We start from the raw sequence: 14148 nt of genomic DNA on the forward strand, positions 1-14148 counted from the left end.
ATTGAACTCAGGCCCGGCCGGGCAGCGCCCAGCTTTGCCGCGCCTCTTCGAACACTTGCGCAAGTTCGCGCCAGATATCGGCCTCGCCTCGGCCAGACTTGGCCGCCACCCGCGCTTCGGCCAGCATCGGAAAAGTCACCAGTGACACCTCCCACAGCTCCAGCTCTTGCAACAGGCGCTGGCCCTTGGCGTCGCGCTCGGCCCGCAAGGTGCGATAGCCGATCGACAATCCGTCAATCGCCCCCGCCACCAGCAGCGCCGCCGCCTCGCGCCCCTTGTCCACTTCGGTCAAAAGGCGCCCCTTGACCCACAGGCCCGTGGCATCCTCTCGCACCTCATCCCAGATGCCGATGGGTTGCGCAGGGTCATGCTGCCACAGCATCTTCACCGCCGCCCCCCGCGCCGCCAGCCGCTTCAGGCTGGCCGCATAGGCCCCCGGCATCACCACATCGCCGCCCTGATCGCGGGCGCCGAACAGGCTCGCATAGCCCTCAACCCGCGTGCCATCCACCACCCGCAGCCCGGCCTCGGGCTGATGAAACTTGCGCTCGGGCGCGCCGCCATTCCAGTTCATCTCTCACCTCATCGCCGTGCGGATCACTGCTTCGGCCCCTTGCGCCAGCAGAAACGCCGCCACCCCGTAAACGCCCACCCAGATGCGCTTTTCCAAACGCTCCAGCACTGCATCGATCTGGCCCAGCCGAAACTCCAGCGCCGACCAGCGCTCTTCGGCCACCCGTTCGTTAGCTTCGATCCGCGCCGACGCCGCGTCGAAACTGTCGTAAAGAAAACGCGATCCCTCGCCCGGCCGCCGAATGGTCATTCCCCCTCCGCAAGCCGTGGCAGACCAAGGATCATCCGTTTTTCGGCGGGCGTCAGGAAATCGGCCGCCCCCACCCGCGCCCATTGCTGATCCCGCTCTGCCGCCAGCGCCGGAATCTGGTCCAGATCGGGCCGCAGCTCCACCGCCTCGCCGGTAAACACCGACAGCCAGTGCGATACCGCCGCCGTCACCCGCGCCACCAAAGGCAGCACGGTCAGCCGGTAAAACGCCCGGTTCGCCTCCTGATAATTCGCATAAGTCGCATCCCCCGGAATCCCCATCAGCATCGGCGGCACCCCAAAGGCGATGGCAATCTCGCGCGCCGCCGCCTCTTTGGTCTGCTGAAACTCCATGTCGCTGGGCGAAAACCCCATCGGTTTCCAGTCGAGGCCGCCTTCCAGCAGCATCGGCCGCCCGGCATTGCGCGCGCCCTGATGATGCGCCTCCATCTCGTTTACCAGCCGGTCGTACTGGTCAGGCGTCAACTGCCCCTGCCCGTCCAACCCCTTGTAAACAATGGCCCCTGATGGCCGCGCCGCATTGTCCAACAGCGCCTTTGACCAGGCCGATGCGCTGGAATGCACGTCAATCGCCGTCGCCGCCGCCTGCAAGGGCGAAAAGCCGTAATGGTCATCCTGCGGATGAAACGTCCGCACATGGCAAATCGGGGGTACCTCGCCCGTCATGTCAAACCGATGCGCCCGACCGCCCACCGAATAATCATACGCAATCGGCCATCCATCCGCCCCCGGCACCAACGCCATGCGGTCGGGGCGCAGCACATGCAGCTCTCCCGGCAGGCGTCCAGCACCGGGGACGGCCTCCAGATAGGCATTCCCCGACAAGAGCAGGTAGCCGTAAACCGCCTCGAACAACTCCGCCCGCCCCTGCGCTCCGTTCGGACGGCGGATCAGGTCCAGCACCGGATGCTGCTCATAGCGCCGCTCATGGTCCTGCAAGATCAGCGGCAAGGCGGCGGCGGCCTCAGAGATCAGCTTGACCACACGAAACCCGATCGGGTTGCCCTGAAACCCCGCCCGCGCCAGCGACACCGCATCGCGCGGGCTCCACGCCACCCGCCCCGACGTGCCCCATGCCACCACCCGCCCCGTGGCCGAGGCCTTCATTTCCGGCGCCTTCACCTCGGCACGCTTCAGGAAGTCGAACATCCGTCTCTCTCCATCCTTCAGGGGCAAGCCCCGCCCAGCCCGGACAAGTGGTTCGCCCACCCGGTCACTCGGCTTTCTGTCTCGATTGAAGCCACCCTAGCGGGCCAATCCTTAAACCCGCTTAACCAAGCGCGCGGTGGCCCTTGGGCCACGCAACGCGCGCGCTTTCATACTGGTTCAAATATCCTGGGGGCCGGGGGCTAGCCCCCGGCCTTGGCAAGGTCAAAGCCCCCGCACCTGCGGTGCCCGCCAGTTCCGCGAAGGATCAATCATCAGTTCGGTCAGCGCCCAGACCAGCGCATCCACCCGGTCCGGGCTGCCCCCGCCCTGATAGCCGCGCAGGGTCATCCGGCACATCTGTTCCTCCAGCGCATGCAACCCCCGCACATGGGACACGCGGCCCTGTTCATACAGCGCCGCCACCGGCTCGGCCCGTGCGACCTTGCCGACACTGGCATGCACCATGCGCAAGGGCACCAGCGCATCCTTGCTGCGCAGCACCGCCTCAACCAACTGCCCGCCCTGATTTACCTCGGCCACCACGCGCTGCGCCTTGTGGCGATCCATCGCCGCCAGAACCGCCCGCGCCCAGACCTCGGGCGAGGCTCCTTTGACCGTGGCATCCTCGATCACCACCGCCCGCCAATCCTGTGGCGGCCCCTTGGTTATCGCGCCCACCACCACAATCCCGCATTCGTCCCCGGTATCCTTGCCGCTGACCGAAGGGTCCACCGCCACCACCACCCGGTCGAAAGCGGGCAAAGCCTCCACCCGCCCGGCCTCCAGCATCGCTGTCGTCCACAGCGCCCCTTCGGAATCCTCCAGCAGCACCCCCTCCAGTTCCTGCCGCCCCAGCCGCGTGCCGCCAAACCGCGCCTGAACCTCCTCAAGGAAGCTCGCCGCCAGATTGGCCTTGTTCGCCTCGGTCGGCGCATGGGTCATCACGGTTGACGGGTTCTTCAAAACCGCCTTCAGCACCGCCACATTGGCGGGCGTCGTCGTCACCACCTGCCGCGGGTTTTCCCCCAGCCGCAGCGCGAATTGCAACTGGTCCCAGGCCTCCTGCGCTTTCGGCCATTTCGCCAGCTCGTCCACCCAAGCCGCATCAAACTGCGGCCCACGCAAACTGGCCGGGTCATGCGCCGAAAACACCTGTGCCACGGCACCATTGGGCCAGACCAGCCGCCGCCGCGTCGCCTCCCACTGGGGCCGCCGGTCGGGAGGCGAACAGGCCAAGATCCCGCTCTCCCCCATCACCATCACCTCGCGCACCTGATCAATGGTTTCCCCCACCAGCGCCACGCGACGTGACCGGCCCGGCGCCTCGGGCTTTGCCCCCTCCACCTCGGCCCGCACCCATTCCGATCCGGCGCGCGTTTTCCCCGCGCCCCGCCCCCCCAGGATCACCCAGGTTTTCCACGCCCCCTCGGGCGGCAACTGATGCGGCAGCGCCCAGAACTCGAACATCCAGGGCAGCGCCAGCAGCGCGTTGTCACTCAAGCCCCCCAGAAAGCTCTCCACCTGGTCCTGCGTCGCGGAGGCGAGCCAGACGGCGCCCGATTTCATCGCGCGCGGCGTCAAAGTCGAGACCGGAGGCTCCGACAGCCCCGGCAACCTGCTTGCGAAGTTTTTCAACGCGATTCCTTTCATCTATGAACAGCTCCAGCGCGGCCCTCAGGTCTCGAACGTGCTTTTCCGCCGTCTTGACCTCGGCAAAGCCACCGGCCCGCACGGCCTGCACCGTGCGGGCGATGTCTTCCGCCGCCTGTCTGATCCAATCTTCTGCCACCGCCAGAACTGCGTCCGGCGTCTCTTCTCCAACGGAGAACTTCAACGTCATGCCTGCTTTGCCCGCCGCTCGTGTCTGCCCCCGCACGAGTGAAAATGAAAAAACGGCCAAGGCTTGCGCCAGGCCGTTACCCATCTCTTCCAGCATGCAGAAACACTGCCTTAAGGCGTGCGCAAAGTCAATCCGTTGCAGCCCTAGGGCGTGACCGGCCTCGGCGTTAACCCTATGATAACAGTAGGACATCCCGGCGGCATGATCACCCCGCCCTTCACCGTCGGCGCCGTCACATAGGCCGCAGGCAGCCCCCCGATCAGCACCACAGGAGACCCCATCAGAATAGGGTCGGGCACTGGCACGGGGGAAATCGGGCTGGCGACACAGGCGCACATATCGGTCTGCCGCGCCGCCGGCATCCCGCCGATCAGCACATTGATCTGCCCTGGCGCCACAATCGGCATCGGTGCCCCGGCACAGGCGGCGCAGACGTGCATATCCATCAGACGGGCGGCGGGAAACATCGGCAAACCTTTCACCAATGACAAAAAGCTACGCCCGCCCACCCCGATACGTCAAGGAATGGAAAACCTGCCCCCGGAAGGCTCATTTCCCAGGACGCTCAGTTCCCCTGAACACCGCCCTGATCCTGCCCGCCTTGCGTCGCCTCGATCTCGCGCCATTTGGCGACATTCTTGTTATGCTCTTCCAGCGTCGTGGCGAAGGCATGGCCACCCGTGCCATCGGCCACAAAATACAGGTAATCGGTGGCCGCCGGATGCAGCGCCGCCTCGATTGACAGGCGACCGGGGTTGGCGATCGGGGTCGGCGGCATGCCGTCGATGACATAGGTGTTATAGGGCGTCTCGCGGCGCAATTCGCTTTGCCGCAAGCCCCGGCCCAAGGGCGCCTGCCCCTTGGTCACCCCATAAATCACCGTCGGGTCGGTTTGCAGCTTCATCCCCTTGGCCAGACGGTTCAGGAACACGCTGGCCACCTGTGGCCGCTCTTCGGCCACCCCGGTTTCCTTTTCCACGATAGAGGCCATGATCATCGCCTCTTCCGGCGTCTTGTAGGGCAGCCCTTCGGCCTTGCCCGCCCACAATTCGGCCAAGGTCGCGGCCTGACGCGCCTCCATCTCGGCAACCAAAGCCTTCAGGTCCGCGCCCTTTTCCACCTCATAGCTGTCGGGCGAAAGGCTGCCCTCGGGGGGAATATCCTCAACATCGCCTGACAGGAAATCAGCCGCCCGCAGCTCCTGAATGACCGCCCAGCTCGTCACGCCCTCGGCCAGCGTGATCCGCCAGCGCAGGTCTGCCGACTTCGCTGCCTCCACATATTCAGGCGGTTTCACTGCCGCCGCCGGGTCAAAGCGCACCACCTCAACATAACGGTTCGCCGCCGGGTCCAGCTCTCGCAAGATCACCTCGGCCGTCGCCACCCCGATGCGGAAATTCACCTCGCGCCCGCAGGTCGATTGCCCGCCCGCCGTCAGCGCCCCTGCCACATCCGCCATCGAGGCCGCGGGTTCGATCAGATAAGACCCGAATTTCAGTTTGGCCGATTTCTCGGAATATTCGGTGCCGATGCGAAAAATCCGCGCATCGCGCACGACGCCCTGATCTTCCAGCGCCCGGCTCACCTGTGACAGGCTCGCGCCCTTTTCCACCTTGAAACACACCGCCTGCGCCAAGGGGCCGGGGCCGTCATAGGTCCGCCGCCCCCAGGCCAGAATGCCCGCCACCACGACCAAGGCCACGATGAACAGCGTCAGCGCATTCGAGGCGATGGCCCGCCACATCAGCCGCGCACCCCATCCTTGACACGGCCCAGCACAAGGCTGGCATTGGTGCCACCAAAACCAAAACTGTTCGACAGGGCCACATCGATCTTGCGCTTGACCGCCTTGTTCGGCGCAAGGTCCAGCTTGGGCTGAACCGCCGGGTTATCAAGGTTGATCGTCGGCGGTGCCACCTGATCGCGGATCGCCAGCACGCAGAAAATCGCCTCAACCGCACCCGCAGCGCCCAACAGATGGCCGATGCTCGATTTGGTCGAAGACATCGTGGCCCCCGCCGCCGCATCGCCCATCAGCCGTTCAACCGCGCCCAGCTCAATGGTGTCGGCCATCGTGCTGGTGCCATGGGCGTTGATATAATCCACATCCGCAGGCGTCAGCCCCGCGCGCTTCAGCGCCGCACTCATGCTGCGGAACCCGCCATCGCCATCCTCGCTGGGGGCGGTGATGTGATAGGCATCACCCGACAGGCCATAGCCCAGCACCTCGGCGTAAATCTTGGCCCCGCGCGCCAATGCGTGCTCGTATTCTTCCAACACCACTACGCCTGCACCTTCGCCCATCACGAACCCGTCACGGTCGGCGTCATAGGGGCGGCTGGCCTTGGCCGGCTCATCGGCGCGCTTGGTGGACAAGGCCTTGCAGGCGTTGAACCCGGCAATGCCAATTTCCGAAATCGGCGCCTCGGCCCCACCCGCCACCATCACATCGGCATCGCCAAAGGCAATCAGCCGCGCCGCATCGCCAATCGCATGGGCGCCGGTGGAACAGGCGGTCACCACCGCATGGTTCGGTCCCTTGAAGCCAAACCGGATGGAAACCTGACCCGAGATCAGGTTGATCAGGCTGCCCGGAATGAAGAAGGGCGAAACCCGTTTCGGCCCCTTTTCCTTGATCAGCACAGCGGTCTCGGCAATCGTCGTCAGCCCGCCGATGCCCGACCCGATCATCACACCCGTGCGCTGACGGCTTTCCTCGTCCTGCGGCTCCCAACCGGAATCCCGCACCGCCTGCGTGGCCGCCGCCATCCCGTAAAGGATAAAGTCATCCACCTTGCGGCGGTCTTTCGGCTCCATCCAGTCGTCGGGGTTGAAGGTGCCCTCGCTGCCATCACCATAAGGCACTTCGCAGGCATATTGCGTGACCACATTCGCGGCATCGAACCGCGTGATCGGGCCTGCGCCCGATTGCCCCTGCAACAGGCGGCTCCAGGTTTCCTCGACCCCGCAAGCCAGCGGCGTCACCATTCCCAGACCCGTCACCACGACACGACGCATATTGCCTCCCAAGGCTGGTCCATTCGCTCTTGGGGCGTGATACACCGCGCTCTGGCCCCACGCAACCGGCGGGCCGGGCCATAGGCGGTGTCTGCCACGGCAATCCGACCCATATGTGTACCCGGTCCACTCAGCAGGCTTGACTAAGCTAACGGTGAAGATCAAATACGCCGAGTGAATGAATGTTCATTCTTGCCCTGACTTGACCTGATCGGACCACGATGACCACCGCACGGCACGAATTCCACCCCGCCGACCAGCGCAGCTCTGCCATCCTGCAAAGTGTCCGGTCCGCTTTTGCCGAAAAAGGCTTTGACGGGGCATCGATGCAGGATCTGGCGCGCGCGGCGGGGATGAGTGCGGCTAACTTCTATCGCTACTTTCCCTCCAAGGCCGCCATCGTCGATGCCCTGATCAGCCACGATCTGATGGTGATTCAGCAAGATTTTGGCCAGATCATCACCGCTCCCCACCCGGTTCAGGCCCTGCGCTCCCTGCTCGGCCGCCGCATCCCCGAACACCAAAGCTGCGAGGATGGCGCCCTTTGGGCCGAAATCACCGCCGCGGCACAGCGCAAGCCCGACATCTGGGCCAGTGCCGGGCGGATGGAATCGCAGATCCGCGACTATATGCTGGGGGTTTTTGTCGCCGAAACCGGCTGGCCGCGCGAAAAAGTGGCCGAGGTGTTTTCCGCCCATGCCGCGTTCATTATTGTTCTCTTCAAATCCGCCTCGATGGCGGCCACCATGCCCGCCGAAATCCGTGGGGCGATGACCGATATGATCCTTGCCACGATTGACCGGACGCTGGGCGAAGTTTCCAGCGCCAGATTGAAAGCTTAATCCATGCGTTTTTCCCGTCTTTCGCTGATTGCCCTGCTGACCGCTTCGGTTAACCCTCTCGTCTGGCCCTTGACCGCCCGCGCAGAGGCCGCAACCGAAGCCACCGCCACTCCCGAAAAATCGGCAGAGGTTCTGCCCGCCATAACCGTATCTACCGTCTCCACCCGTGAACTGACGGATATTGTCCTTGCCTCCGGCCTGATCTCCGCAGTGGAAGAGGTGCAGGTCGCCCCCCTGATCGAAGGCCAGCAGATAGAGGCGGTTCTGGTCGATGTTGGCGACAAGGTGACCGCGGGGCAGGTTCTGGCCCGTCTGTCACCCTCTTCGCTGGAATTGCAGCAAAGCCAGCTTGAGGCGCAGGTTGCCTCTGCCAAGGCGCAAGTGGCCCAAGCCGAAGCCTCTCTGGTCGAGGCGCAATCCACCGCAGACGAGGCGAACCGCGTGAATGAACGCGCCAAGGCCCTGCGCGCCCAAGGCACCGCCAGCCAGGCCGCCGCCGATCAGGCCGCCGCCGCTGCCACTTCGGCCAATGCGGGCGTTCTGGTTGCCAGGCAGCAACTGGAAAGCGCCAAGGCCAACCAGACCCTTGCCGAAGCGCAGCGGTCGAACATCGAACTGCAACTGGCGCGGGCCGAGGTGAAAGCCCCGGTCTCGGGCGAGATCACCGCCCGCAATGCCAAAATCGGCGCCATCGCCTCTGCCGCGGGTGATCCGATGTTCACCATCATCCGCGATGGCGCGCTAGAACTGCGCGCCGATGTCGCCGAACGTGATGTCATGCGCCTGCAACCCGGCCAGACCGCCACGCTTACGCTGTCCGGTTCGGCCGAAGGGCTTGTAGGCACCGTCCGTCTGGTGGAACCCGTGATCGACCCGCTGTCCCGTCTGGGCCGCGCCCGCATCGGCCTGCCCGTCGGCAGCGCTGTCCGCTCGGGCATGTTCGCCGAAGCAAGCATCGTGATCGCCCGGCGCAGCGTGGTCGCCGTACCAGTCACCGCCGTCGGTTCTGCCGAGGGTGAAACCACAGTCATGCGGGTGCGCGATGGTGCGGTTGATCGGGTCAAGATCACCACCGGCATTCGCGATGCGGGCTGGGTAGAGGTTTTGACCGGCCTCGCATCCGGGGATACAATCGTTACCAAAGCGGGCGCCTTCGTGCGCCCCGGTGACCGCATCAACCCCATTCCGGCCGACGCCGGTACGAACTGAGTCCAGCCCATGAACTTTTCAGCCTGGTCCATCCGAAACCCCGTCGCGCCGCTTCTGGCCTTTGTCATGTTGATGTTCCTTGGCTGGAGCAGCTTCAACAAACTGCCGATCACCCGGTTTCCCAATATCGACGTGCCTGTCGTCCTGATCTCGGTCTCGCAGCCCGGTGCCGCGCCTGCCGAAATGGAAACTCAGGTGACACGAGAGGTCGAAGATGCCGTCTCGGGGATTGAGGGGGTGAAGAACATCACCTCCACCATCACCGATGGCGTGTCGAACACCGCCGTCGAGTTCCTGATGTCCGTGCCCACCGACAAGGCGGTGCAGGACACCAAGGACGCCATCGACAAGATCATTTCCGACCTGCCCGCCGATGTTGAAAGCCCGAATGTCTCGCGGCTGGATGTCGAGGGTCAGGCCATCATGACCTTTGCCGTCAAAGCCCCGGCGATGACCTTTGAAGAGCTGTCATGGTTCGTCGATGACACGATCAAGCGCGGATTGCAGGGCAAGGCGGGCATCGGCAAGGTTGAACGCTATGGCGGGGCCGACCGCGAAATTCAGGTGCTGCTAGATCCGGTCAAGCTGGAAAGCCATGGCATCACGGCACAGGCCCTCAGCGCACAGCTTCGGATGACCAATGCCAACATCGGCTCTGGTCGGTCCGAACTCGGCTCTGGCGAACAGATCATCCGCACCCTTGGCGACGCAAACGAGGCCGCGCGCCTGTCGAACACCACCATCTCATTGCCCTCGGGCCGGTTCGTCAAACTGACCGAACTGGGTCAGGTGGTGGATGGGTATGAGGAGTTGCGCAGCTTTTCGCGCCTGAACTTCCAGCAGGTCGTTACCTTCGCCGTCTTCCGCGCCAAGGGGGCCTCTGAAGTTCTGGTCTCGGAAACGGTAGACAAGGTTCTGGGCGATATCCGCGTCAAAAACCCCGGCGTGACCATCGAAAGCGTCGATGAAACCGTGTCCTACACGGTCGGAAACTATGATGCCGCCCTGGATACGCTGATCGAAGGCGCGCTTCTGGCGGTGCTGGTGGTGTTCGCCTTCCTGCGCAACTGGCGTGCCACGCTGATTTCTGCTGTGGCGCTGCCGCTGTCGGCAATTCCGACCTTTTGGGCCATGGACATGCTGGGGTTCTCGCTGAACCTTGTGTCCTTCCTTGCGCTGACGCTGGCGACCGGCATTCTTGTCGATGATGCCATCGTGGAAATCGAGAACATCGCCCGCCACATCCGCATGGGCAAAACCCCCTACCGCGCTGCAATCGAGGCCGCGGATGAAATTGGTCTGGCCGTCATCGCAACCACCTTCACCATCATCGCAGTCTTTGTTCCGGTCAGCTTCATGCCAGGCGTGCCGGGGCAATATTTCCGACAGTTCGGCCTGACCGTGGCGATTGCCGTGGCCTTCTCGCTGCTGGTGGCGCGGCTGATCACGCCGATGATGGCCGCCTACTTCATGCGCACCAAGGATGCCGCCGGGCATGGCGACCACAAGGACGGTGCCTTCATGCGCGGCTATATGGCCTTCGTGCGGGCCACGACCGGCACTTGGCATCTGCCTTGGGGCGTGAACTTCGGGCGCTATTACGTCACGCTGGCGGCGGCTATCGGGGTTCTGATCATCTCAGTCTATTTCATGCTTCAGGTACCCGGCAGCTTCATTCCGCCCGAAGACGTCAGTCGTATCTCGATCTCGGTCGAACTGCCGCCCGGCTCTCGGCTGGAAGAAACCGACGCCACAACCCAACGCATGGCCGACCTGATCAAAGAGGTGCCCTTTGTCGATAACGTCTTTGTCCTTGGCGGCACCTCGCCCACTGGCGACCTTGATACCCGCCGCGCCGCGATTACCGTGTCGCTGGTCAAACTCGATCACCGACTGACGCTGAAACTGTCGCAACTTGGCCGCCGGATTCCGATCCTTGGTTATCTGGTGCCCAAGGTCACAAATCACGGCCGCGACATTCCGCAGAATGAAATCGAGGCGATGATCTTCGACAAGCTCGCGGTCATCCCCGACATTCGGGCGTTCAAGCTGAACGACCGGGGAGAGCGTGACATTTCCTATTCGATCCTCGCCTCGAACGAGCAGGATCTGAATCAGGCCGTCGCCCTGCTGGAAGAGGGGCTGCGCAAGGAACCCACCCTTGCCAACGTCGCGTCCGAAGGTGCCCTGCCACGCCCTGAAATCCACATCACGCCCCGGATGGACGAGGCCGCACGCCTTGGCATCACCACGGCCCAAATCGCCTCAGTCGTACGCGTTGCCACCATCGGCGATCTGGATGCACAGCTTGCCAAGGTGTCCATCGACAACCGGCTGATCCCGGTTCGCGTCCGGCTGGATGATACCAGCCGCGAGAACCTTGACCGTATCGCCAACCTCAAGTTGACCACCGCAGCCGGCGCACAAGTGCCCCTGTCCACCGTGGCCGATGTGTCGCTGGGCGAAGGCCCCTCGACCGTGAAACGCCTGAACAAGGAACGTATGGCCAAGATCGGGGCAAACCTGCCGGTCGGCGTGGCGCTGGGCACCGCGACCGAACGGTTCAGCGCGGTGGCCGCCGGTGTGAAACTGCCGCCCACGGCGCGGTTGCAGGAATCGGGCGACGCCGAAATTCAGGCCGAGATGCAGCAAAGCTTTGGCAATGCCATGCTGATGGGCCTGCTGTTGGTTCTGACGGTGCTGATCCTGCTGTTCCGCTCGGTCTTGCAGCCCTTTACCATCCTCTTCTCCTTGCCGCTTGCCATCGGCGGGGTGGCGGGCGCACTGATCCTGACCAATTCGGCGCTGTCGATGCCGGTTCTGATCGGGATTCTGATGCTGATGGGCATTGTCACCAAGAACGCCATCCTGCTGGTCGATTTCGCCATCGAGATGCGCGCCCGTGGCATGGACCGCATCGCCTCGGTGATCGAGGCCGGTCACAAACGGGCGCAACCCATCGTGATGACCTCTATCGCCATGTCGGCGGGCATGTTGCCCTCGGCGCTGGGCGTGGGCGAAGGCGGCGCGTTCCGCGCGCCCATGGCCACCGCCGTGATCGGGGGGATCATCGTCTCGACCGTGCTGTCCTTGGTCATCGTGCCGTCGTTCTACCTGATCATGGACGATCTTTCCTGGCTTTTGGGCAAGATATTCAGCCGCATGATCGGCGAGAAAGAGCCGGAGCCTGAAGCCCCGGCCCCAGAGGTTCTGGCCGAACGCATCGCCCTTCTGGCCGCCGATCAGGCCGATTTGCGTGACAGGTTAACCCGAACCGAGGGCCCTCTTGGTGGGCCCGGCAACCTGCGTGCGGCTGAATAACCTTGCCGCGCAGGCATGACTCCACCGCCCCGGAGCGTTTCCGGGGCGGATTTTTTGACCGGAACGCCCCATGATCTCGCTGACCGCCGCCCAAGCCCATGCCAACACCGGGCGCGGCATTCTGCTGATGCTGCTGGGCGTCGGCCTGTTCACGCTGATGGACGCCACCGCCAAAGGGCTGGTGGCAACCTATCCGCCCAGTCAGGTGATCTGCGCCCGCTTTGCCGGGCAGGCGCTGGCGGTTGCGCTGTATCTTGGCGGCAGCGGCACGGCGGCGGCCCTGCGCACCGCCCACCCCTGGCTGCACATGGTGCGGTCTGCCTGCCAGATGGGGGCGACCGGGTTCTTTTTCTTTTCGCTGGCCCATATCGGTCTGGCCGAGGCGACGGCCCTGACCGACATCAACCCCGTGCTGATCACCCTTGGGGCGGCGCTGTTTCTGGGCGAAAAGCTGGGTTTGCGCCGCATTATGGGGGTGATTGCCGCCATGATCGGCGCGCTGATCGTGGTGCGCCCCGGTGCGGGCGTGTTCAGCCCCGCCGCCCTGCTGCCGCTGGCCTGCGCCGTCTGCTACGCTGCCAATGCCCTGCTGACGCGTCACATCGGCCAGAAAGAGGGGCCGTGGACCTCGCTCATCCACGCGGCCCTGTTCGGCACGCTGATGATGGGGCTGACGCTGCCCTTTGTCTGGCAACCCATCGCCCTGCCCGACCTGCCGTTTTTCGTCATTCTGGGCTTTATCGGTGCCGCGGCGCAATTCTGCGTCATCCGCGCCTTTTCGCTGGCCGAGGCGTCGGTAGTGGCCCCCTTCGGATATGTCGGACTGATCTTTGCCACCTTTTGGGGTTTTGCCTTTTACGGCGAACTGCCCGATCGCTGGACGGTCGTCGGCGCGCTTGTGATCGTGTCGGCGGGCCTTTATGTCTGGCACCGAGAAATGCAGGTCGCCCGACGCGCCCTGAAATGAACCCGAGGCCGATGAGCGACAAGCCCCCTTTTCGTCTGGCAGACTGGGCGCAGAACCTTGTTCTGCGCGGCCTGATCAACGGGCTTTTGCTGCTGCCTTACCGGATGCGGGTGCCCCTGTGCGGCTGGGTCATGTCGCGGGTCATCGCGCCGGTGGCGGGTTATCGCAAACGGGTGCGCAACAACCTTGCGATGATCATGCCTGACCTGCCCAAGTCCGAGGTCGAGCGGATCGCGCGCGAGGTGCCCGACAACGTCGGCCGCACCCTGATCGAGATTTATTCCGGCCCCGAATTCGTCGCCCGCGCCGCCAGCCTGCCGCTGAAAGGCCCCGGCGTTGCGGCGCTGGATCAGGCGCATCACGAAGGCCGCCCGGTGCTGCTGATCACTGGTCATTTTGGCAATTACGATGCCAGCCGCGCCGCCCTGATCGCGCGAGGCTACCGGGTCGGCGCGCTTTATAACCCCATGAAAAATGGGTATTTCAACGATCATTACGTCCGCGCCATTTCACAGATCGGCACCCCCCTGTTTCAGCGTGGGCGCCGGGGCATGGCCGATATGGTGCGCCATCTGCGGTCGGGCGGGATGCTGGGCCTTTTGATCGATCAGCATATGAGCCACGGGGCAGAGCTGACCTTTTTCGGTCACCGCGCGCTGACGGCCCTGTCTGCCGCCGAGCTGGCGCTGAAGTATAACGCGCTGGTGGTGCCGACCTATGGCATCCGTCAACCCGACGGCCTGTCATTCGAGGTGGTGGTCGAAGCGCCCATTCCCCATGGCCCGCCCGAACAGATGACCCAGGCCCTGAACGACAGTCTGGAACATCTGGTCCGACAGAACCTTGGCCAGTGGCTGTGGATTCACCGGCGCTGGAAATAGGCCGCCCATCGGCCTGCTGTTGCGCATGCCCTTTCTGGCCCTTCACACACACCCTTCACTACCCTAGGCTTCCCGCAA

The 14148-nt window shown here is 64.1% G+C and carries 13 protein-coding genes; 5 read left to right on the top strand and 8 right to left on the bottom strand.

The genetic code is table 11. The features are described from left to right. Nucleotides 1-7 precede the first annotated feature (7 nt). From JI744_RS05520 to fabF, 8 genes are all read right to left on the bottom strand, one after another. Nucleotides 8-574 carry an HK97 family phage prohead protease gene (locus tag JI744_RS05520; RefSeq protein ID WP_202658685.1) on the bottom strand — a complete coding sequence of 189 codons (567 nt, stop codon included), beginning with the start codon at nucleotides 572-574 and terminating at the stop codon, nucleotides 8-10. A 3-nt stretch (nucleotides 575-577) separates the two neighbouring features. Then, complete coding sequence (locus tag JI744_RS05525; RefSeq protein ID WP_202658686.1) at nucleotides 578-823, bottom strand: GTA head formation protein, RCAP_rcc01685 family; 246 nt, start codon at nucleotides 821-823, stop codon at nucleotides 578-580. Then, nucleotides 820-1992 carry a phage portal protein gene (locus tag JI744_RS05530; protein WP_202658687.1) on the bottom strand — a complete coding sequence of 391 codons (1173 nt, stop codon included), beginning with the start codon at nucleotides 1990-1992 and terminating at the stop codon, nucleotides 820-822. Before JI744_RS05530 ends, JI744_RS05525 begins: the two co-directional genes overlap by 4 nt. 222 nt (nucleotides 1993-2214) lie before the next feature. Next, nucleotides 2215-3558 carry a DNA-packaging protein gene (locus tag JI744_RS05535; protein ID WP_202658688.1) on the bottom strand — a complete coding sequence of 448 codons (1344 nt, stop codon included), beginning with the start codon at nucleotides 3556-3558 and terminating at the stop codon, nucleotides 2215-2217. Next, on the bottom strand, nucleotides 3485-3928 hold the full coding sequence (locus JI744_RS05540) for a hypothetical protein (RefSeq protein ID WP_236019259.1): 444 nt from the start codon (nucleotides 3926-3928) through the stop codon (nucleotides 3485-3487). The genes JI744_RS05535 and JI744_RS05540 overlap by 74 nt, the downstream gene beginning before the upstream one ends. A 47-nt stretch (nucleotides 3929-3975) precedes the next feature. Further along, complete coding sequence (locus JI744_RS05545) at nucleotides 3976-4299, bottom strand: PAAR domain-containing protein (protein WP_202658689.1); 324 nt, start codon at nucleotides 4297-4299, stop codon at nucleotides 3976-3978. 98 nt (nucleotides 4300-4397) lie between these two features. Beyond that, nucleotides 4398-5576 carry an endolytic transglycosylase MltG gene (gene mltG, locus JI744_RS05550; protein WP_202658690.1) on the bottom strand — a complete coding sequence of 393 codons (1179 nt, stop codon included), beginning with the start codon at nucleotides 5574-5576 and terminating at the stop codon, nucleotides 4398-4400. Next, complete coding sequence (fabF, locus tag JI744_RS05555; protein ID WP_202658691.1) at nucleotides 5576-6850, bottom strand: beta-ketoacyl-ACP synthase II; 1275 nt, start codon at nucleotides 6848-6850, stop codon at nucleotides 5576-5578. The genes mltG and fabF overlap by 1 nt, the downstream gene beginning before the upstream one ends. A gap of 221 nt (nucleotides 6851-7071) precedes the next feature. Between fabF and JI744_RS05560 the strand changes: the two genes are divergently transcribed. The 5 genes from JI744_RS05560 (at nucleotide 7072) to JI744_RS05580 (ending at nucleotide 14070) form a co-directional block, all read left to right on the top strand. After that, entirely contained in the window at nucleotides 7072-7692 is a 621-nt protein-coding gene (locus JI744_RS05560; protein WP_202658692.1) for a TetR/AcrR family transcriptional regulator, read from the top strand. 3 nt (nucleotides 7693-7695) lie between these two features. After that, nucleotides 7696-8901, top strand: coding sequence for an efflux RND transporter periplasmic adaptor subunit (locus JI744_RS05565; RefSeq protein WP_202658693.1), 1206 nt, complete (start codon nucleotides 7696-7698; stop codon nucleotides 8899-8901). A 9-nt stretch (nucleotides 8902-8910) separates the two neighbouring features. After that, nucleotides 8911-12222, top strand: a complete 3312-nt coding sequence (locus JI744_RS05570) for an efflux RND transporter permease subunit (RefSeq protein ID WP_202658694.1) — start codon at nucleotides 8911-8913, stop codon at nucleotides 12220-12222. A 70-nt stretch (nucleotides 12223-12292) separates the two neighbouring features. Further along, entirely contained in the window at nucleotides 12293-13189 is an 897-nt protein-coding gene (locus JI744_RS05575; RefSeq protein WP_202658695.1) for a DMT family transporter, read from the top strand. Between the two features lie 11 nt (nucleotides 13190-13200). Continuing rightward, nucleotides 13201-14070 carry a lysophospholipid acyltransferase family protein gene (locus JI744_RS05580; RefSeq protein WP_202658696.1) on the top strand — a complete coding sequence of 290 codons (870 nt, stop codon included), beginning with the start codon at nucleotides 13201-13203 and terminating at the stop codon, nucleotides 14068-14070. The last annotated feature ends 78 nt before the right edge of the window (nucleotides 14071-14148 follow it).

The sequence above is a fragment of the Fuscibacter oryzae genome (assembly GCF_016765795.1).
In the GTDB taxonomy this organism is placed as follows: domain Bacteria; phylum Pseudomonadota; class Alphaproteobacteria; order Rhodobacterales; family Rhodobacteraceae; genus Fuscibacter; species Fuscibacter oryzae.

Excerpts from the sequence above, each read along its gene's own strand:
- JI744_RS05540 (WP_236019259.1), bottom strand. The coding sequence starts at position 3,928 with ATGCTGGAAGAGATGGGTAACGGCCTGGCGCAAGCCTTGGCCGTTTTT.
- JI744_RS05535 (WP_202658688.1), bottom strand. The coding sequence starts at position 3,558 with ATGAAATCGGGCGCCGTCTGGCTCGCCTCCGCGACGCAGGACCAGGTG.
- JI744_RS05525 (WP_202658686.1), bottom strand. The coding sequence starts at position 823 with ATGACCATTCGGCGGCCGGGCGAGGGATCGCGTTTTCTTTACGACAGT.
- JI744_RS05530 (WP_202658687.1), bottom strand. The coding sequence starts at position 1,992 with ATGTTCGACTTCCTGAAGCGTGCCGAGGTGAAGGCGCCGGAAATGAAG.
- JI744_RS05580 (WP_202658696.1), top strand. The coding sequence starts at position 13,201 with ATGAGCGACAAGCCCCCTTTTCGTCTGGCAGACTGGGCGCAGAACCTT.
- JI744_RS05565 (WP_202658693.1), top strand. The coding sequence starts at position 7,696 with ATGCGTTTTTCCCGTCTTTCGCTGATTGCCCTGCTGACCGCTTCGGTT.
- JI744_RS05520 (WP_202658685.1), bottom strand. The coding sequence starts at position 574 with ATGAACTGGAATGGCGGCGCGCCCGAGCGCAAGTTTCATCAGCCCGAG.
- mltG (WP_202658690.1), bottom strand. The coding sequence starts at position 5,576 with ATGTGGCGGGCCATCGCCTCGAATGCGCTGACGCTGTTCATCGTGGCC.
- fabF (WP_202658691.1), bottom strand. The coding sequence starts at position 6,850 with ATGCGTCGTGTCGTGGTGACGGGTCTGGGAATGGTGACGCCGCTGGCT.
- JI744_RS05570 (WP_202658694.1), top strand. The coding sequence starts at position 8,911 with ATGAACTTTTCAGCCTGGTCCATCCGAAACCCCGTCGCGCCGCTTCTG.
- JI744_RS05575 (WP_202658695.1), top strand. The coding sequence starts at position 12,293 with ATGATCTCGCTGACCGCCGCCCAAGCCCATGCCAACACCGGGCGCGGC.
- JI744_RS05560 (WP_202658692.1), top strand. The coding sequence starts at position 7,072 with ATGACCACCGCACGGCACGAATTCCACCCCGCCGACCAGCGCAGCTCT.
- JI744_RS05545 (WP_202658689.1), bottom strand. The coding sequence starts at position 4,299 with ATGTTTCCCGCCGCCCGTCTGATGGATATGCACGTCTGCGCCGCCTGT.